This window comes from Dyella caseinilytica, assembly GCF_016865235.1.
Taxonomy (GTDB): Bacteria; Pseudomonadota; Gammaproteobacteria; order Xanthomonadales; family Rhodanobacteraceae; genus Dyella_B; species Dyella_B caseinilytica.
This window is the reverse complement of sequence record NZ_CP064030.1, coordinates 1,018,192-1,036,251: the sequence shown is the minus strand read 5'-3', so window position 1 is coordinate 1,036,251 and position 18,060 is coordinate 1,018,192. Positions and strand designations below refer to the sequence as shown.

The following is an 18,060-nucleotide window of genomic DNA, read 5'->3' as shown; positions in this document are numbered from 1 at the left end:
GTGTCCGACGACACCGCGATATTTCGTTGATCGTTATCAGCTGTTGGGGCTGTAGGAACCGGCGCAAACATCACCTTCTTCGGTGCCCTTCAGCCACGCACGCAGCTCTTCGGTGCGCTTACGCGTCATCGCCTCAAGCTCGTTGTTGACGCACATCGGGTAGACGCTGCCGTAGTTGGTGATGTCGCTATCGGGGAAGCGCGCGGCAAGTTCCGCATCGCGAAAGGTCAGCCAGGCTTTCTGTGCGGCTTTGAGCTTGGCCACGAACACTGTGTCCTTCGCGTACTTGCGCAGTACCTGCTGGTAGACCTGGTTGAGCTCTTTGTCCGCGGCGCCATAGCTATTGGAGGCGCACTCGTTCATGGCCCCTTGCGACTGTGCATTGTCCATGCACTTGTCGCCGCTCGATGCCGACGCCGTCGTCGAAGCCGCGGCGAGCGCCGTCCCGGCGATGGCGCTGCCACTGAGCGCCAGTGCAACCACCACCATCCACGCCTTCGTCGAAGATTTCATCCGACCGCTCCTTCCAGCGAGATTTCCAGCAACTTCTTCGCTTCAACAGCGAACTCCATCGGCAGCTCGCGGAAGACTTGCTTGCAGAAGCCATCGACGATCATCGACACCGCGTCTTCCTCGCCGATGCCACGCGACAGGCAGTAGAAGAGCTGGTCGTCGGAAATCTTCGAGGTGGTCGCTTCGTGCTCAACGATCGCGCTAGGATTTTTCACTTCCATGTACGGGAAGGTGTGTGCGCCGCATTGCTTGCCGATCAGCAGCGAATCGCACTGGGTGTAATTGCGCGCGCCTTCCGCGCCTTTCTCCACCTTCACCAGGCCGCGATAGCTGTTGGAACTACGGCCAGCGCTGATGCCCTTGGATACGATCTTGGACTTGGTGCCCTTGCCGATGTGGATCATCTTGGTGCCGGTATCGGCCTGCTGACGATGATGAGTGAGCGCGACGGAGTAGAACTCGCCCACCGAGCGATCGCCACGCAGCACGCAGCTTGGGTACTTCCAGGTGATGGCCGAACCGGTTTCCACCTGGGTCCAGGAAATCTTGGAGTCGTCGCCGCGACAATCGCCGCGCTTGGTGACGAAGTTGTAGATACCGCCGACGCCGTTTTCGTCGCCCGGATACCAGTTCTGCACGGTCGAATACTTGATATTCGCCTTTTCCAGCACGACCAGTTCCACCACGGCCGCATGCAGCTGATTCTCGTCGCGCATCGGCGCCGTACAACCTTCGAGATAGGACACCGAAGCGCCCTCTTCCGCGATGATCAGAGTGCGCTCGAACTGGCCGGTGTGGCCCGCGTTGATGCGGAAGTAAGTGGACAGTTCCATCGGGCAACGTACGCCCTTGGGAATGAACACGAACGAGCCGTCAGAGAACACCGCCGAGTTCAACGCGGCGAAGTAGTTGTCGCCGACGGGCACCACGCTGCCGAGGTATTTCTGCACCAGCTCCGGGTGTTCCTTGATGGCTTCGCTCATCGAGCAGAAGATCACACCGACTTCGGCCAGTTCTTTGCGGAACGTGGTGCCGACGGAAACCGAATCAAACACCGCATCCACCGCCACGCCGGCCAGCTTGGCGCGCTCGTGCAGTGGAACACCGAGTTTGTCGTAGGCTTCCAACAGTTTGGGATCGACGTCGTCCAGTGACTTCGGTCGATTCTTGGGCGAGGCGTAGTAGCTGATCGCCTGAAAATCGATCGGGCCGATATTGAGCTTGGCCCAGTGTGGCGTCGGCATGGTCAGCCAATGGCGATAGGCCTTCAGACGCCACTCGGTCATCCACTCCGGCTCGCCCTTCAGGGCGGAAAGCTGGCGCACGATGTCTTCGGACAGGCCTGCCGGCAGGCTGTCGGTTTCGATGTCGGTGATGAAACCGGCTTCATAACGGCGACCGAGCGCAGCAGCGACTTCGGTGTTGTCGCGCAGTGCGGCGGAGCCATTGGTATCGACAGTCGTGCTCTCAATGGTCATGGTGCGGTCCTGCTTTTCAAATCGGTAAACGCCACGGTGGCGGCGGTGGTGTGCACGGCGGGGCGCAGCATGTCGGCCAGGCTCATCGTGCGCAGCGCGTTATCCAGTACGTTGTTGATGCGTTGCCAGCTGCCGCGCACGCCACATTGCGACTCGCGTTCGCAATGGCCTTCGCTCATGCTGCATTCGGTCATTCCCAGCGGCCCTTCCATCGCTTCGACGATGTCGGCGACGCTGATGTCCTGCGCCGGGCGCGCCAGGCGATAACCGCCGTTGACGCCACGGAAGGAATCCACCAACCCAGCATGCCCCAGCGATTTCAGCAGTTTGCTGACGGTGGGCAACTCCAGGTGAGTTTCTTCGGCAATCTGCGCTGTGCTGAGGACGTCGTCAGGGTGCGCGGCGATGCAAGTCATCACCACGGTGGCGTAATCGGTCAGTCGGCTGACACGGAACATGGGGAGGCACCGCGTTAATCCAGACTAAAATGGTACAGATTAAGCGCTTTGGGGTCAACGCAAGGCCCTTCGGGCACCGAACGTTTGCACCATTTTAGACATTTCAATGCACCAATCTGGCCATAACCTCACTCAGCTCCCGCCGAACATCCTCGCAAAAATGGCTTAAAACGCGGCTTCCTTCCCGCACGCTCGCGCTGGCACGCAATCTGCTGTGTTGCAACAAAACCGTTCTTATGGGGAATCGCCGCGCATGAAATGGATCACCGCGATCATCAAACCCTTCACCCTGGACGATGTGCGCGAAGCACTCGGCGAGGCCGGGGTGCAGGGCATGACCGTGACCGAGGTCAAAGGCTTCGGCCGCCAGCGCGGGCACACCGAGCTGTACCGCGGTGCGGAGTACGTCGTGGACTTCCTCCCCAAGCTGAAGATCGAACTGGCTGTCAGTGATGAACAAGTCGAACTGGCCATCGAAGCCATCACCAAGGCCGCGCGTACCGGCAAGGTCGGCGACGGCAAGATTTTCGTGAGCGAACTGGAACAGGTGATTCGTATTCGGACGCAGGAGGTGGACGCTGATGCGCTTTGATATGCAGCCATTACTCCCTCTCCCCTGCGGGGAGAGGGCTGGGGTGAGGGGCCACTCTTGCACCGAAGTTTCAATGAATCCCAAGGCAAGCCTTGCCCCCTCACCCCAACCCTCTCCCCGCAGGGGAGAGGGAGCGCGTCTTCGCACGATGATGCTGTTGGCCCCGATGCTATTTTTCGCTCCTGCCGCTTTTGCGCAGGCAGCACCAGCCCCCACGCTCAACAGCGGGGACACCGCCTGGATGATCGTCGCCAGTGCGTTTGTGCTGATGATGACGATTCCCGGCGTCGCGCTGTTCTATGGCGGCATGGTGCGCGCCAAGAACCTGCTGTCGGTGATGATGCAGTGTCTGGCGATCACCTCGCTGGTGACGGTGTTGTGGATGGTGTACGGCTATTCGATGGCCTTCAGCACGGATGGCATGCATGCCGGCGTGACCAACTGGCATTCGTTCATCGGCGCGCTAGATCGCGTGATGCTGGCGGGACTGACACCGACGACGCTCTACCAGACTGTGCCGGAAAGCGTGTTCGTAATGTTCCAGCTTACCTTTGCGATCATCACGCCTGCGCTGATCATCGGCGCCTTTGCCGAGCGCATGAAATTCAGCGCGATGCTGGTGTTCTCCGGACTATGGCTCACCTTTGTCTATCTGCCGATTGCGCACATGGTGTGGAGCGGTCCGGGCTCGCTGCTGGGTGACCTGGGCGTGCTCGACTTCGCGGGTGGCACCGTGGTGCATATCAACGCAGGCATCGCCGGCCTGGTTGCCTGCCTGGTGCTGGGCAAGCGTCGCGGCTATCCGCACACGCACATGCCACCGCACAATCTTGGCTACACGGTGATCGGCGCCAGCATGCTGTGGCTGGGCTGGTTCGGTTTCAATGCGGGCTCGGCCGTGGCCGCGAATGGCAGCGCCGGCATGGCGATGCTGGTCACGCAGATTGCGACCGCTGCTGCAGCCATCGGCTGGGTCGCGGTGGAATGGATCGTGCACAAGCGCGCCAGCGTGCTGGGTATTGCCTCAGGTGCGGTGGCCGGACTGGTGGCAGTCACCCCCGCCGCCGGCACGGCGGGACCGGGCGGCGCTTTGATTCTGGGCTTCGTGGCCGGTGCGGCCTGCTTCTTCACCGCTACGCGCCTGAAGCACAAGCTCGGCTATGACGACACGCTGGACGTGTTCGGTGTGCACGCCATCGCCGGCATCATCGGCGCCCTGCTGACCGGCGTGTTTGCCGCGCCCAAGCTGGGCGGATTCGACACCGCCGTGACGTCGCCGCTGGCGCAGCTGTGGATTCAGTGCAAGGGCGTGGGCTTCACCATCGTGTGGAGCGGGTTGTTGAGCTGGGTGATCCTGAAACTGGTCGACCTGACCATCGGGCTGCGCGTGACGGCCGAGCAAGAGCAGATTGGCCTGGATATCGCCGAGCATGAGGAGCGGGCATACAACCTGTCCTGATGAATAGTGCAAGACAGCCTCGGCGTCACCCCGGCGAAGGCCGGGCGACGCTGAGGCCGGAATTGGATGAACAATGCGAACTGGCACTAAGCTATTCGCGTGTCCGCCTCGAACTCCTGCATGCAAAGCCTCAACGACCGCGCCACCACCCGCCTCGCCTGGACGCGAACCAGCCTCGGCAATCCCACGCTCACCCTGGAACCTGCCTCTGCCGACGCGAGCTTTCGCAGCTACTGGCGCACCCACCATGACGGCCGCAGCTGGATCGTGATGGATTCGCCGCCGGCGCAGGAAGATCCGCGCCCCTGGCTGAAGATCGGGCAGCAACTGGCCGCCGCGGGCTTGCATGTGCCGGCGGTGTACGACAAAGACCTCGAACAAGGCTTCCTGCTGATCGAGGATCTCGGCACACAACTGTATCTGCCCGCCTTGAACGAAAGCACTGTCGACGCTTTGTATGGCGAGGCGATGGATGCACTGCTGCGCATGCAGAGCCGGATGGATTACCGCGACCTGCCGCCGTTCGATAGCGATGTGTTGATCCGCGGCCTGGAAATCATGCCGGAATGGTTCCTTGGCCGGCATCTTGGGCACAAGCCTGATTCCAGTGAAGCGGATGTGCTGGAAGCAGCTTTCGGCGTGATCGTGCGCAATGCACTGGAGCAGCCACGCTGCTTCGTGCATCGCGATTTCCACAGCCGCAACCTGCTGATCGTCGAACACAACTCACCGGGCATCATCGATTTCCAAGGTGCACTCGCAGGTCCCATCACCTACGATCTCGCGTCGCTGTTGCGCGATGGCTATATCGCCTGGCCGCGCGAACGCGTCGAAGCATGGGCCGAATCGTATCGGTGCAAGTTGATCGATACGCAACGTATTGCCGCCGATGTCGATCAAAAACAATTCCTGCGCTGGTTCGACCTGACCGGCCTGCATCGCCATGTGCGTGTCTTGGGGCAGTTCTATCGCTTGTGGTACCGCGACGGCAAACCCGGTTATCTCGCTGATGTGCCGCGTGTCTACCACTACGTTATCTCCGTCGCACGCAGCTATCCAGAGCTGGCGGAATTCGCCGCTTTGATCGAACGGCACGTACAAGGCCGCGATCTGACCAAGGTCGCTAACGCATGAGACACGCACTGATCTTCGCCGCAGGTCTGGGCGAGCGCATGCGGCCCCTGACAGATCACACGCCCAAGCCGCTACTGACCGTGCAAGGCAAGCCGTTGATCGCGTGGCACCTGGAGAAGTTGGCCGCCATCGGCGTGCATTACGTGGTGATCAACACTTCGCATCTGGCCGATCAGTTTCCCGAAACACTGGGCGACGGTTCGCGCTGGGGTCTGCGCATTCGCTACGCCTATGAAGGCACCACACCACTGGAAACCGGCGGCGGCATGCTCAACGCCCTGCCCTTACTCGGGCCGGAACCGTTTATCGTCGTGAGTGGTGATGTGTGGACGGATGCCGATTTCGCTGCGTTACCCACCAAACCCGCAGGTGTTGCGCATCTATTGATGGTCGACAACCAATCGCATCATCCGGAAGGTGATTTTGCGTTGGACGCTAATGGGCTATTGCACAGCGATGGCGACAAACGACTCACCTACAGCGGGATTGGTGTCTATCGTCGCGAGTTTCTGGATCCGTGGCACTCGGTGATTGGATACGACGTTGCTGCAAACAAGCCCGCACGCTTCAAGATCAGGCCGTTGCTGGAGGCTGCGATGAAACAAAACGCCGTGACTGGCAGTCATCATCGTGGTGCCTGGACAGATGTGGGCACGCCAGAGCGTCTTGCATCGCTCAATCACGCTGAGCGTGAACCGTAGATTGGTTACGGCGTTACGGGGCACCGGGCGCAACAGGCGTAACGACGGATGCCGAGACATTGGTGATCGCCGGTGTCGCCGCTTGCGCACTATCGGCCTGCTCCTGCGATAACGCTGCATCCTGTGCCTGCTTGGTCATCAGGATGATGCTGATGCGCCGGTTGATCGGATCGCTTGGATTGACCTTGTCGAACGGTACGGATGCTGCCAGACCCACTACGCGTGCAATCTTTTCTTCGTTCAGTCCACCATCCAGCAACGCGCGGCGCGCCGCGTTCGCACGATCTGCGGACAGCTCCCAATTGCTGTAGTTGTGATTGCTGCTATAGGGTGCGTCGTCGGTGTGGCCCGACAGGCTGATCTTGTTCGGCGCCTGGCCGATGAAACTTGCCAGCTCGCGAAGAATCGCCACCGTGTAAGGCTTGAGTGTGGCGCTACCGGTGTCGAACATTGGCCGGTTCTGCTTGTCGACGATCTGGATGCGCAAACCTTCTGGCGTGATATCCAGCAGCAATTGATCCTTGAACGGCTCGAGTGCCTGGCTTTTTTCAATGGCCGCGTGCAATTGCTGCATAAGATTTTCCAGGCGCGCCTTCTCCTGTTCCTGCGCCAGCTTTTCCACATCTGGTGCGGCGGTCCGCGACGCACGTCGATCCTTGCCCGGACCATGCGGCATATCCATGGCCCCACCCAGTTTGATAGCACTGTCGCTGGCGCCGCCTGGCCCGACCTTGCCGGGCGGTGCCATGGTCGCATTGCCCGCCACCATGCTGGGATTCTTGAAATATTCGGCGATAGCGGCACGCTGCTGTTTCGTGCCGACGCCAATCAGCCACATCACCAAAAAAAACGCCATCATCGCTGTCACGAAGTCGGCGTAAGCCACCTTCCACGCACCGCCATGGTGGCCATGCTTGCGGCGACGTGCACGGCGTACGACGACTACCAGCGAATCGCCGTCGTATTCGCTCACGCCGCAGCTCCAGCCCGCGCGCCTTTGAGGTGTTCTTCGAAATCCTGAAAGCTGGGACGGGTCTGTGGCGACAGTGTCTTGCGTGCAAACTCGACCGCCACCTTGGGGTTATAGCCGCGCAAACACGCCAGCAAGGCCACTTTTACGCATTCGAACGCCCTGCCATCTTCGCTCACGCGGCTTTCCATCGCCGCACCGAGCGGCCCGACGAAGCCATAGCAAAGCAAGATGCCAAGAAAAGTGCCGACCAGCGCGCCAGCAATGTGTTCGCCGATCTGCGAGGTGTCGCCACCTAGTTGCGACATGGTGGTAACGATACCAAGCACGGCTGCAACAATCCCGAATCCAGGCAGTGCATCGGCCATCTTCAACACTGCCAGCGCAGGCGCCTCTGCTTCTTGCTGATGTGTTTCCAGTTCCACTTCCAGCAACTGCTCCAACTCATGCGGATTCATGTTGCCGCCGACCATCAGGCGCAAGCAGTCAGTGATGAATTCGATCAGGTTGTGCTCTTTCACCAACCGCGGATAGGCGCTGAACACCGGGCTGGCTTGTGGATCCTCGATATGCGATTCCAGTCCGAGCAAACCCTGTTTACGCATCACACCGAAAATGTCGTAGAGCAAAGCGAGCAGGTCCACGTAATCCTGCTTGCGGTATTTGGGACCTTTGAACAACGCGACGATATTGCGAAACGCTTCCTTCACGATCTTGGCCGGATTAGCCGACAGGAACGCGCCCACCGAACCGCCACCGATGATCATCAGCTCACAGGGCTGCCACAGCGCAAGCATATGGCCGTGCGCCAGCAGATAGCCGCCAAAAACGCAGCCAAGCACCACAAGGGAACCGATCACGACAAGCATGGAGACTCCAGGCCAGGACACGATGTCCTAGACAGGCTTATCGACCGGAGCACGCTGAAGTTGAGACTGAAAAGTGATAACGCGCTGGAACAGCTGACGCGTTCGGATTTCTATTTGCGAAGTGACGTCCTGCGTCACATCACCAACGAAAACGGCCCGGAGATCCGGGCCGTTTTACCTACACATATGTGAAGACGAATTACGGACGGCGCGCCAGTTCCGGATTCTCCTTGGTCACCGGCATCAGATCCTTCTTCGACACACCCAGCCACAGCAGGATCGGGCTGGCCACAAAGATGGAGGAAAGCGTACCCACCAGGATGCCGATCAACATGGTGATCGCAAAACCATGCACCGTAGGACCGCCGAAGAAATACAGCGCGGCCATCGCGATGCTGGTGAACAACGAGGTGATGATGGTTCGCGACAGCGTGCTGTTGATCGAACGGTTGAGGATCTCTTCCGGATCGGCCTTGCGCGAGGAGCGGAACAGTTCACGGATACGATCGAACACCACCACCTTGTCGTTGATCGAGTAACCGATCACCGCCAGCACGGAGGCCAGTACCGTCATATCGAACTCGCGCTGCACCAGCGAGATCACGCCCAGCGTGACTAGCACGTCATGCACTTCGGTCGCCAGCGCGGCAATCGCGAAGCGGCGTTCGAAGCGAATCCACAGATAGATGCCGATACCGATGATCACGAAGATCGCCGCGGTGACACCATCGCTGCGCAGCTGTTCGCCGACCTGCGGGCCGACATAGTCCTTGCCGGCGATCTTAGCGTCCGGACGGCCGGCCTGCAGCGCCTTGGCGACGTCGTTCGCAATCAGGTCGAGGTTCGGCGATTTGCCTTCCTGCAGCACAAAGTGCGCGTCATCTTTTGGCTGAAAGCGGATCGACACCTGACGGGTGCCGCCGACGCTCTGCACGGTCGCATTCTCGATGCCGCCCTTGTCCAACGCGCTGCGGACGTCTTCAACCGAGACCGGATTGTCGTAGGTGGCCTCGATGCTGACACCGCCGGTGAAATCCAGGCCATAGTTCAGACCGCGCGTGGCGAGCAGCGCGATCGAGGCAACCATCAGCAGGACGGCGATGCCGATGCTGACCTTGCGCAAGCCGAGGAAGTGAACATTGCTGTTGTGGCTGAAAATTTCCATGTCGTTCCCCGATTACACCGACAGCGTCTTGAGCTTGCGCCCGTGATGGATGAGCGCGGTGATCGCGTGAGTCACCGTGACCGAGGTGAACATCGAAGTCAGGATACCGATCAACAGCGTGACGCCGAAGCCCTTGATCGGACCGGATCCCATCGTGGTCAGAGCGAGCGCGGCGATAAGGTGAGTGACGTTGGCGTCGAGAATCGTCGCCCAGGCTTTCTCATAACCGGCGCGGATCGCGGCCAGCGGCGTTGAACCGTTACGCAATTCTTCGCGCACGCGTTCGCAGATCAGCACGTTGGCGTCGATCGCCATACCCAGGGTCAGCACGATACCAGCGATGCCTGGCATGGTCAGGGTCACGCCAATGGCCGACATCACCGCCACCAGAATCACCAGATTGAAGAACAGCGCCACATCCGCCACCAAGCCGAACAGCTTGTAGTAGATCGCAGCGGCCAGCAGCACCAGGCCAAGGCCCAGCAGCACCGCCTTCAAGCCCTTTTCGATGTTGTCCTGGCCAAGGCTGGGACCAATCACGCCTTCCTGCACGATGTCCATGGAAGCGGCGAGCGAACCGCCCTTGAGCAACAGAGCCAGTTCCGATGCTTCCTTGGTACTGCCCAAGCCGGTGGTCTGGAATTTATTGCCGAACACACCGTTGATGGTGGCGTAGTTGATGACCTGGTAGGTCGTCTTAGGCGTACGCACTTCCTTGCCATCGACGACCTGGGTGTCGGTGGTGCGCTCCACATACACCACGGCCATCGGCTTGCCGACGTTGTCGCGTGTGAAATCGAGCATCTTGGCCGCGCCCGCCGAATTCAGCGTCACGTTCACGCTGGGTGAGCCGGTTTGCGAGTCGTTGCCGGACGATGCATCGACCAGTTCGTCACCAGTAGCGATGATGTTCTTGCTGACCAGGTAGGGCTCGCCGTGACGGCCGTAATACAAGTGAGCATCCGGCGGGACGTTGCCGGTCTTCACGGCATCCTGCACGGCGGGATCGCGTGCATCGCCAAGGCCTGCCACGTATTCCAGCGTTGCGGTGGCGCCGATGACCTTCTTGGCCTCGGCCGGATCCTGCACGCCGGCCAGTTCGACCGAGATGTGATCTTCGCCCTGTGCCTGGATCACCGGCTCGGACACGCCCAGCGCGTTGATACGGTTGCTCAAGGTGGCGAGGTTCTGGCGAATCGCGCTGGTGGCGAGGTCACGCAGCTTGATTGGCTTGATCACCGCGTTGAGCACGAAGCGGTTGCCGGTGCTGGCACCATCCGTGACATTCAGATCGGTGTATTCGGTGGCAATCGCATCGCTGGCCGCGGAGCGATCGGCGGCGGAACCCAGCACCACGTTTACGCCCTGACCGCGAGTGGGATCACGCGCAACGGAGACAAACGGAATCTTCTTGTCCTTGAGCAGCGAGGTGATGTCCTGGGTGTAGCGGATTTCCTGCTTGTCGATCACATCGTTCTGGTCGACCGCCATCAGGAAGCGCACGCCACCTTGCAAGTCCAGACCCAGCGGCATCGGACGGCCACCGATCGCACTGAGCCAGCTCGGCACGGTCGATTGCAGGTTGAACGCAGCGGTGTAGTCATCACCCAACACCGGCTTGAGCGCATCGGCCGCAGCCTTCTGCTGATCCCCGTTGGCGAAGCCGATCAGGATGAAATCGCCGCGGCTGGGATCGTGCTTGAGGTTGGCGTCGAGGTAGGAAATCTTGGCAGCCTGCAGCGCCGCCGTGACCTTCTGCTGCAAGGCCTCGTCGACCACGGCGCTATGGGTGGCCGAGACCTGCACCGCGGGCTTGGGCAGATACAAGTTCGGCAGCGCGTACAAGGTGCCCAGCACCAGTACCACGGCAACCAGAAAGTATCTCCAGCGTGGAAAATCGCTCATGCCTTGCATCCATAAAATCCACGGCTCAAGGCCGCGGGATTAGCGTCAATGTGATAAAGAAAACCGGTCCGCGTCGCGGAACGATCAGGACGACTTCAGCGTGCCCTTCGGCAACACCTGCTGTACCGCGCTCTTCTGCAGCTTGATCTTCACGTTCGGCGCGATCTCGACAGTGATGAAGGTTTCACCCACGTCCTCGACGCGGCCGGCGATACCGCCGTTGCTGACCACTTCATCGCCTTTGGCCAGACTGGACACCATCTGTCGGTGCTCCTTCTGTCGCTTCGTCTGCGGGCGGATCATCATGAAGTACATCAGGCCGAACAGCACGATCATCATGATCAGCATGGAGAGGCCGCCACCGGCAGCACCCGGCGCTGCCTGCGCCAGTACGAAATTCGTCGAAAGGCTCATCATCTTGTCCCGCAAGTTATGGCCGCAGCAAGAGTTTTTGCCGCGCGCCCAATAAAAGACCTTGGATTATGCCATGCCCCCCGGAGCTATGCACGGCACACCATTCCGCCCCAGGGCCAGTCCATGTGGCCTTGGGACAGCGTTTGCAAGCCAGGGTTTCCCCTAAACCCCGGCACCCTGCCTGCGGGCGTAGAACTCGGTCACGAAATCGTCCAGCTTCCCGGCCGCGATGGCTTCGCGCAGGCCGGCCATCAGGCGCTGGTAGTGGTGCAGGTTATGGATGGTGGCCAGCTGGCTGCCGAGGATCTCGTTGCAGCGGTCCAGATGCCGCAAGTAGGCGCGGCTGAAGCCATTACGGCAGGCGTAGCACTCGCAGCCCTCCTCGATCACCCGGGTGTCATTGGCGAACTTGGCGTTGCGGATGCGCAGCGTGCCTTCGGAAGTGAACAGGAACCCGTTACGCGCGTTGCGGGTGGGCATGACGCAGTCGAACATGTCGATGCCGCGCCGCACGGCTTCGACAATATCTTCCGGCCGGCCCACACCCATCAGGTAGCGAGGGCGATCCTGGGGCAGCAACGGCACGGTGAAATCCAGGGTGTGATTGCGCTCGGCTTCGGGCTCACCCACCGCCAAACCGCCCACCGCGTAGCCGTCAAAGCCAATCTGTACCAACCCTTCCGCGGAACGGCGGCGCAGGTTTTCATAGACACTGCCCTGCACAATGCCGAACAGCGCATTCGGATTCTTCAGCTCATCAAAGCCACGGCGTGAGCGTTCGGCCCAGCGCAGGCTCAGCTCCATCGATTCGGACGCCACTTTTTCCGTGGCCGGATACGGCGTGCACTCGTCGAAGATCATCGCGATATCCGAATCCAGCACCGTCTGGATCCGCATCGACTCTTCCGGCGACAGGAACACCTTGGAACCATCCACCGGCGAGGCAAACGTCACGCCCTGCTCGGTGATTTTGCGTTTATGCGCCAACGAGAACACCTGGAAACCACCGGAATCGGTGAGGATCGGCTTGTTCCAACCAATGAAGCGATGCAGGCCACCGAACTCCCCCACGATATCCAGACCCGGACGCAGGAACAGATGAAAGGTGTTGCCGAGGATGATCTCGGCGCCCACTTCGAGCAGGTCGCGCGGGGTCATGGCCTTGACCGAGCCGTAGGTGCCCACGGGCATGAAGGCCGGGGTTTCCACAGTGCCGCGGTCGAAGGTGAGGCGGCCGCGGCGGGCGGCGCCGTCGGTGGTGAGGAGGTCGAAATGCATGGAGGTCATCGGGGAATTATGGCATTTCCGGTGCCGACGCCTCTGGCCTCCCTTTGATCGCAAATGATTGGCTGCGACCTACCGGATATCCCACCCGTTCCTTGCCGTCATTCCCGCGGAAGCGGGAATCCATGTTGCTTTTGCGCAAGTGCTTGAAATGGATTCCCGCTTCCTCGGAAATGACGGCAACAAGAGTTACAACCCCTGCGGCAAGATCAACATTGCATCCCCATAGGAGAAAAACCGATACCGCTGTTTCACCGCATGCGTGTAGGCGCCAAGGATGTACTCGCGCCCGGCCAATGCCGATACCAGCATCAACAAGGTCGACTGCGGCAGATGGAAGTTAGTGATCAAACCATCGATGCTGGTGATGTGATAACCGGGAAAGATGAAGATCTGCGTTTCACCGGCAAATGGCCGCAATACGCCTTCGACGGTCGCACTTTCCAGTGCGCGCACCACCGTGGTGCCGACGGCGATAACGCGGCCACCTGCGCGCCGCGTGCGATGAATCTGCTCGACCAGACCTGCCCCGACATTGAGCCATTCGCGATGCATCTGGTGATGCGTCAGATCATCGGTCCGTACCGGTTGGAACGTGCCCGCACCAACATGCAAGGTCACGTAACCAAAGTCCACGCCCTTGTTGTGCAGCTGCGTCAGCAGACCATCGTCGAAATGCAAGCCGGCCGTAGGCGCGGCGACTGCGCCAGGCTCACGTGCATAAACGGTTTGGTAGCGCTCGAGATCGCTAGCGTCTGCACCGCGTGAGATATAAGGCGGCAGCGGCATTTCACCCAAGCGCATCAACAGGCGCTCCAAAGGCTCGGGCGACTCGAAGCGCAGACGGAAAAAGTTTTCGTCGCGCCCCAATACCGTGGCATGGCTGCCATCGGCCAGGATAATCACCGTTCCCGCGCGCGGCTTCTTGCTGACCCCAAGCTGCACGGTCGCCTCGTGCGCACCGGTCACACGCTCGATCAGGATCTCCACCGCACCGCCGCTTGGCTTATGCCCGTAGAGGCGCGCCGGCAACACCCGCGTGTCGTTGAACACGAGCAGGTCGCCCTTGCGGAGGAACGAAGGCAGCTCGCGGAACATGCGGTCCTGCCAGGTACGCACCGGCACATCCAGCAGCAACAGGCGGCTGGCGCTGCGTTCGGACAGCGGCGACTGCGCAATCAGTTCAGGCGGCAGGTCAAAGTTGAAGTCGGACTTTTTCACGGCAGGGAGTTTGAACGGCAACGGGGCATTATCCCCTAAGCCCGTCAACGTGTCCCCGCTCAGCACACCGCATCACCGTCATCGTATGTTCGCCGGAACGGCGGCATCTCGAATGCCGGGTGTTAAAGCCACCCTTTTTGCCGCGCCAGGCGATATGCCTCAATACGATTGGCCGCCCCCAGCTTGCCGATGGCCTCGGAAAGGTAATTGCGCACCGTGCCGTGCGAGAGATTGAGCTTGGTGGCGATATCACTGGCGGATTGCCCTTCACCCGCCAAGCGAAGCACTTGCCGTTCGCGGTCATTGAGTGGATCGGCTTCCGACCATGCTTCCAGCGCCAGTTGCGGATCGATCGACCGGCCACCGCGATGCACCATGCGCAACGCTTCGGCAAGATGCTCGGCTGGTGCGTCTTTCAGCAGATAGCCTGAGACGCCTGCATCCAGCGCACGCCGTAAAAAGCCGGGACGCGCGAACGTGGTGACGATAATCGATTTCACCGGCAGCGCATGGCGCTGGATGCGTTGCACCAGTTCGAGTCCGGTGATGCCCGGCATTTCGATATCGGTAACCAGTACATCCGGCTTCAGACGCTGCACTTCACGCCACGCCGACTCGCCATCGGCCACCGAGCCGAGCACTTCAATATCCGATTCCAAATTCAACAGTGCGGACAACGCGCCGCGGACCATGGCCTGATCTTCGGCCAAAAGGACGCGAATCATGCGGCACCCCGTGCGAGATCCGACGGCTCGCCATCTGCCGGCGACGCAAAGTCCTGTGCGACTCGACGCTTGGCCCCAAGTGGCACATGGACGCTGATTTTGGTGCCGCGTTTGGGTGGTGAATCAATCGAGAGCGTGCCGCCCAAAGCACGTACACGCTCACGCATGCCGTTGATGCCGTTGCCTTCGGCATTCTGTCCACCACGTCCGTTGTCGCAAATCTGCATGTCGAGTTTGTCCGCCGTACATTCGAATCGCACGCTAGCTTCGGTCGCGCCAGCATGGCGATGGATATTGGTCACCGCTTCGCGAATCACCAGCGCCAGGCTCCGCTCCACGTCAACGGGCAGCGAGGGTGGCAAGTTACCGTAATCCAGATGCACAGCAGAGGATTCGAGCAACAAGCGCGCCGAGGCCAGTTCAGCGGCGAGATCGGTCGCGCGAATGCCGGTCACCGCCGCACGCACTTCTCCCAGTGCATGGCGAGCCACATTTTCCGCTTCTTCCAGTTCGCGGCGTGAAGCAACTGGATCGCGATCGAACAGCTTGCGTGATAGCTCCAGCTTTAGCGTAATCAGTGACAAGGTATGACCGAGCAGATCATGCAAGTCACGTCCGATACGTTCGCGCTCGGCCGTCGCCGCCAATCGCCGTACTTCGTCCTGCGATAATTTCAGCGCAGCATTCTTCTTCGATGTACTGATCCCAACGTTGATCACCGTGCTGATCACAGCCACCATCATGATCAGATACGCAATGACTTGCCATGGCAATCCCCTCTGCGAAGCAACCAGCGCAAAAATCGCGCACATGGCGAAAAGATTCAGCAGGTATTTGCCCCAGCCGTATTCACAGGCGCGAAACATCACGCAGCCATAAATGAAATAGCACGCCCCCGTACTGGAATCGAATGCCGTGGTGATATAGCCGAGCAACGCGATAGCCCATGTGTAGCGATACAACGAGCGCTGCGGGCGAACAAGGCACAGCGCATAAAGCAGTAGAAAAATCGGATAGCTCGCCACGACGATAACCAGCCACTTGGACGTGAACCCCTTGTCCATCAACGGACCGAAAAAGATCCAGACCGACCACAGCAGGTGAACGGCATCGACCCAGGGGTTATGACCTTTGCGGATGTTCTCGGCCGCCTCCGAATCCTGCGTCGGCTTGAGCCATGCGGGTACAGGCAGTGAAAAAGACATGATCAGCGGTTCCGAAGCGCGGCGTCGACCATCGTACGTCAACCGTAACGGCGCAGGCGATGTGCCGCGATCACCACGAAGACCAGGGTAAACCCCGCCAGCACCAGCACATGCCCGACTACGCCGCCCTGTTTCAGCCCCAATGCCACCAATCCCAGTTCATGCAGGTGATAACTCGGCCACAGTGGCGCAATCTGCTGCAGCGCCTTGGGCAGTTCGTTCATCGGCACCCATAGCCCCGAAAGAAAGGCCATCGGCAAATAGACCACATTGAGCATGCCCGGCGCACCCTGCCCCTTGATCAGCGTGCCGATCAGCATGCCGAGCGCGCAGAAGGGCAGCACACCCAAAACGCTCATCATCAGCAGCAAGCCGGCTTGTCCAACCGTTATCGGCACATGGACCATACTGATACCCATCGCCAGCAACAGCAAAACCACCATAGGCGCGGCAAGCATCGCCATCAGCATCTTGCCTAACAGGTAAGCACCTGGTGGCATCGGCACGGCACGCTTGTAGGTCAGCAAGCCGCCATCACGTTCCAGCGCCAGCGATACACCGAAGCCGAACAGTCCTGGGCTCATCACGCCGAATACGCTGTAGCTGACCAAAAGGTAGCGCGCTACGTCGGCACCTGCAGAGCGATTCATCACGACGCCGAACAGCATATACAGCAGTGTGGGGAGGAAGGTGATCGGCAGCATGAAGCCGGGATTGCGCATATAGCGCAAGCATTCGCTGCGCGCTTCTGCCAGATAGGCGCCGAGCACGCGGCGAAAACCCATGCGCTCTGCTCGCGATGCAGGCGATGTTGCAGTAATCGATACAGCGTTCATTACGCAGCCTCCTGTTCCAGCGTGCGTTCGTCGCGGGTGAGTTCGGTAAAGACATCGGCCAGACCGGCACGCTGCACTTCCAGTTCTCGCAGCGAAGCATCGGCGTAGAGCAGGCAGCGCAGCACGTTTTCCGCATCGTTAGTGCCGATGCGCAGGCGTGCACCGTCGCGTTCGGCACTGGCGACCTGCGGCCAACTGGCCACCGTGGCGGCATCAAGATCGCTCACACAACGGATACGGGTCAGCGGCACCTGCGCACGCAGTGCATCGACCGTGCCTTCGCTCAGCACGCGGCCCCTGCCCATCACGACCACGCGTTGCGCCAACGCCTCGGCTTCTTCCAGATAGTGCGTTGTGAGCACGACAGAACACCCTTCGGTCACCAGGGCGCGCATGGCATCCCAAAGTTTTCGGCGCGCGTCGATATCCATGCCGACCGTGGGCTCATCCAGGAACACCAGTTCCGGCCTGCCGCACAAAGCCAACGCGAATTGCACGCTGCGCTGCTGCCCACCCGAGAGCTTGCCGTAAGGCCGGCGCAGCAAATCGCTGACACCCGCCAATGCGGCGCTTTCTTCCAGAGGACGCGGATTGGGGTAATAACTGGCAGTCAGGCGCAACAACTCACCCACACGCAAGGTCATCGGCAGCATGGCCGATTGCAACATCACGCCGATGCGGCGGCGTGCCTCGATCTCCTGCGGATCGCGACCGAACAGCTCAGCCCGGCCCCCATCGGGGCGAATCAGGCCCAGCAACAAGCTGATGCTGGTGCTTTTGCCGGCCCCGTTAGGGCCTAGCACCGCAAGCAGTTCGCCGCGGTGCAACACAAGATCGACACCGCCAAGGGCAGTGAGCTGGCCGTAGCGTTTGACGGCGCCGGACAGACGGGCGACAACATCGGACGTGGGATTCATGGCGTTCCTCCTTGCACTGCAGCGTAGGTGGCGCAAGGGATTGAACCCAGTTGCCAGCGTCAGCCGTCGCAGATGACAAGCGTCATCCGGGGGTACCGGCGCACCCTGCCCGCGGGTTATCCTGATGGGCGTACGCTGGCGGTTTCCCCACACGCGGCGTGTGCGAATGGGCGCCTTGCCCACGGGCTTCAAGCGCCCTTCCCGCACAAAATAT

18 protein-coding genes are annotated in these 18,060 nt (G+C 60.4%); 4 read left to right on the top strand and 14 right to left on the bottom strand.

Translation table 11 applies throughout. The features are described from left to right. Positions 1-36: 36 nt before the first annotated feature. Genes ISN74_RS04220 through ISN74_RS04210 form a run of 3 tightly spaced genes read right to left on the bottom strand, consistent with a single transcriptional unit; the run spans position 37 to position 2,449 of the window. Positions 37-513: a lysozyme inhibitor LprI family protein gene (locus tag ISN74_RS04220; protein WP_203546700.1), complete on the bottom strand. Its 477-nt coding sequence runs from the start codon at positions 511-513 to the stop codon at positions 37-39. Further along, on the bottom strand, positions 510-1,991 hold the full coding sequence (gene sufB, locus ISN74_RS04215) for a Fe-S cluster assembly protein SufB (RefSeq protein ID WP_203546699.1): 1,482 nt from the start codon (positions 1,989-1,991) through the stop codon (positions 510-512). The genes ISN74_RS04220 and sufB overlap by 4 nt, the downstream gene beginning before the upstream one ends. Continuing rightward, positions 1,988-2,449, bottom strand: coding sequence for an SUF system Fe-S cluster assembly regulator (locus ISN74_RS04210; RefSeq protein ID WP_188797671.1), 462 nt, complete (start codon positions 2,447-2,449; stop codon positions 1,988-1,990). Before ISN74_RS04210 ends, sufB begins: the two co-directional genes overlap by 4 nt. Before the next feature lie 253 nt (positions 2,450-2,702). Between ISN74_RS04210 and ISN74_RS04205 the strand changes: the two genes are divergently transcribed. The 4 genes from ISN74_RS04205 (at position 2,703) to murU (ending at position 6,335) form a co-directional block, all read left to right on the top strand. Further along, positions 2,703-3,041, top strand: coding sequence for a P-II family nitrogen regulator (locus ISN74_RS04205; protein WP_188797670.1), 339 nt, complete (start codon positions 2,703-2,705; stop codon positions 3,039-3,041). Between the two features lie 148 nt (positions 3,042-3,189). Then, positions 3,190-4,500 carry an ammonium transporter gene (locus ISN74_RS04200; RefSeq protein WP_188797668.1) on the top strand — a complete coding sequence of 437 codons (1,311 nt, stop codon included), beginning with the start codon at positions 3,190-3,192 and terminating at the stop codon, positions 4,498-4,500. 120 nt (positions 4,501-4,620) lie between these two features. Further along, positions 4,621-5,634, top strand: a complete 1,014-nt coding sequence (locus tag ISN74_RS04195) for an aminoglycoside phosphotransferase family protein (RefSeq protein ID WP_188797666.1) — start codon at positions 4,621-4,623, stop codon at positions 5,632-5,634. Then, positions 5,631-6,335 (top strand): N-acetylmuramate alpha-1-phosphate uridylyltransferase MurU, encoded by a 705-nt coding sequence (gene murU, locus ISN74_RS04190; RefSeq protein WP_188797664.1) that lies wholly within the window; start codon positions 5,631-5,633, stop codon positions 6,333-6,335. The genes ISN74_RS04195 and murU overlap by 4 nt, the downstream gene beginning before the upstream one ends. 13 nt (positions 6,336-6,348) lie before the next feature. Here the strand turns inward: murU and motB are convergent, their stop codons facing one another. The 11 genes from motB to ISN74_RS04135 form a co-directional block, all read right to left on the bottom strand. Further along, positions 6,349-7,308 (bottom strand): flagellar motor protein MotB, encoded by a 960-nt coding sequence (gene motB / locus ISN74_RS04185; protein WP_188797662.1) that lies wholly within the window; start codon positions 7,306-7,308, stop codon positions 6,349-6,351. Then, on the bottom strand, positions 7,305-8,174 hold the full coding sequence (gene motA / locus ISN74_RS04180) for a flagellar motor stator protein MotA (protein WP_188797660.1): 870 nt from the start codon (positions 8,172-8,174) through the stop codon (positions 7,305-7,307). Before motA ends, motB begins: the two co-directional genes overlap by 4 nt. A 199-nt stretch (positions 8,175-8,373) precedes the next feature. Continuing rightward, positions 8,374-9,339, bottom strand: a complete 966-nt coding sequence (gene secF / locus ISN74_RS04175) for a protein translocase subunit SecF (protein WP_188797658.1) — start codon at positions 9,337-9,339, stop codon at positions 8,374-8,376. 12 nt (positions 9,340-9,351) lie between these two features. Further along, positions 9,352-11,244 carry a protein translocase subunit SecD gene (gene secD, locus ISN74_RS04170; RefSeq protein ID WP_188797656.1) on the bottom strand — a complete coding sequence of 631 codons (1,893 nt, stop codon included), beginning with the start codon at positions 11,242-11,244 and terminating at the stop codon, positions 9,352-9,354. 84 nt (positions 11,245-11,328) lie between these two features. Further along, entirely contained in the window at positions 11,329-11,658 is a 330-nt protein-coding gene (gene yajC / locus ISN74_RS04165; RefSeq protein WP_188797654.1) for a preprotein translocase subunit YajC, read from the bottom strand. Between the two features lie 162 nt (positions 11,659-11,820). After that, on the bottom strand, positions 11,821-12,945 hold the full coding sequence (gene tgt / locus ISN74_RS04160) for a tRNA guanosine(34) transglycosylase Tgt (protein WP_188797653.1): 1,125 nt from the start codon (positions 12,943-12,945) through the stop codon (positions 11,821-11,823). 186 nt (positions 12,946-13,131) lie between these two features. Further along, positions 13,132-14,163, bottom strand: a complete 1,032-nt coding sequence (gene queA / locus ISN74_RS04155; protein WP_188799505.1) for a tRNA preQ1(34) S-adenosylmethionine ribosyltransferase-isomerase QueA — start codon at positions 14,161-14,163, stop codon at positions 13,132-13,134. Between the two features lie 122 nt (positions 14,164-14,285). Further along, positions 14,286-14,888 carry a response regulator transcription factor gene (locus tag ISN74_RS04150; protein ID WP_188797651.1) on the bottom strand — a complete coding sequence of 201 codons (603 nt, stop codon included), beginning with the start codon at positions 14,886-14,888 and terminating at the stop codon, positions 14,286-14,288. Continuing rightward, positions 14,885-16,093 (bottom strand): sensor histidine kinase, encoded by a 1,209-nt coding sequence (locus ISN74_RS04145; RefSeq protein WP_188797649.1) that lies wholly within the window; start codon positions 16,091-16,093, stop codon positions 14,885-14,887. The genes ISN74_RS04150 and ISN74_RS04145 overlap by 4 nt, the downstream gene beginning before the upstream one ends. 38 nt (positions 16,094-16,131) lie before the next feature. Beyond that, positions 16,132-16,929, bottom strand: coding sequence for an ABC transporter permease (locus tag ISN74_RS04140; RefSeq protein ID WP_229678989.1), 798 nt, complete (start codon positions 16,927-16,929; stop codon positions 16,132-16,134). After that, positions 16,929-17,846: an ABC transporter ATP-binding protein gene (locus ISN74_RS04135; RefSeq protein WP_188797647.1), complete on the bottom strand. Its 918-nt coding sequence runs from the start codon at positions 17,844-17,846 to the stop codon at positions 16,929-16,931. Before ISN74_RS04135 ends, ISN74_RS04140 begins: the two co-directional genes overlap by 1 nt. Positions 17,847-18,060: the final 214 nt, after the last annotated feature.

Bases quoted from the DNA above. Each gene is read 5' to 3' on its own strand.
- ISN74_RS04220 (WP_203546700.1), bottom strand. From the start codon at position 513: ATGAAATCTTCGACGAAGGCGTGGATGGTGGTGGTTGCACTGGCGCTC.
- sufB (WP_203546699.1), bottom strand. From the start codon at position 1,991: ATGACCATTGAGAGCACGACTGTCGATACCAATGGCTCCGCCGCACTG.
- ISN74_RS04210 (WP_188797671.1), bottom strand. From the start codon at position 2,449: ATGTTCCGTGTCAGCCGACTGACCGATTACGCCACCGTGGTGATGACT.
- ISN74_RS04205 (WP_188797670.1), top strand. From the start codon at position 2,703: ATGAAATGGATCACCGCGATCATCAAACCCTTCACCCTGGACGATGTG.
- ISN74_RS04200 (WP_188797668.1), top strand. From the start codon at position 3,190: ATGATGCTGTTGGCCCCGATGCTATTTTTCGCTCCTGCCGCTTTTGCG.
- ISN74_RS04195 (WP_188797666.1), top strand. From the start codon at position 4,621: ATGCAAAGCCTCAACGACCGCGCCACCACCCGCCTCGCCTGGACGCGA.
- murU (WP_188797664.1), top strand. From the start codon at position 5,631: ATGAGACACGCACTGATCTTCGCCGCAGGTCTGGGCGAGCGCATGCGG.
- motA (WP_188797660.1), bottom strand. From the start codon at position 8,174: ATGCTTGTCGTGATCGGTTCCCTTGTGGTGCTTGGCTGCGTTTTTGGC.
- secF (WP_188797658.1), bottom strand. From the start codon at position 9,339: ATGGAAATTTTCAGCCACAACAGCAATGTTCACTTCCTCGGCTTGCGC.
- secD (WP_188797656.1), bottom strand. From the start codon at position 11,244: ATGAGCGATTTTCCACGCTGGAGATACTTTCTGGTTGCCGTGGTACTG.
- yajC (WP_188797654.1), bottom strand. From the start codon at position 11,658: ATGAGCCTTTCGACGAATTTCGTACTGGCGCAGGCAGCGCCGGGTGCT.
- tgt (WP_188797653.1), bottom strand. From the start codon at position 12,945: ATGACCTCCATGCATTTCGACCTCCTCACCACCGACGGCGCCGCCCGC.
- ISN74_RS04150 (WP_188797651.1), bottom strand. From the start codon at position 14,888: ATGATTCGCGTCCTTTTGGCCGAAGATCAGGCCATGGTCCGCGGCGCG.
- ISN74_RS04145 (WP_188797649.1), bottom strand. From the start codon at position 16,093: ATGTCTTTTTCACTGCCTGTACCCGCATGGCTCAAGCCGACGCAGGAT.
- ISN74_RS04140 (WP_229678989.1), bottom strand. From the start codon at position 16,929: ATGAACGCTGTATCGATTACTGCAACATCGCCTGCATCGCGAGCAGAG.
- ISN74_RS04135 (WP_188797647.1), bottom strand. From the start codon at position 17,846: ATGAATCCCACGTCCGATGTTGTCGCCCGTCTGTCCGGCGCCGTCAAA.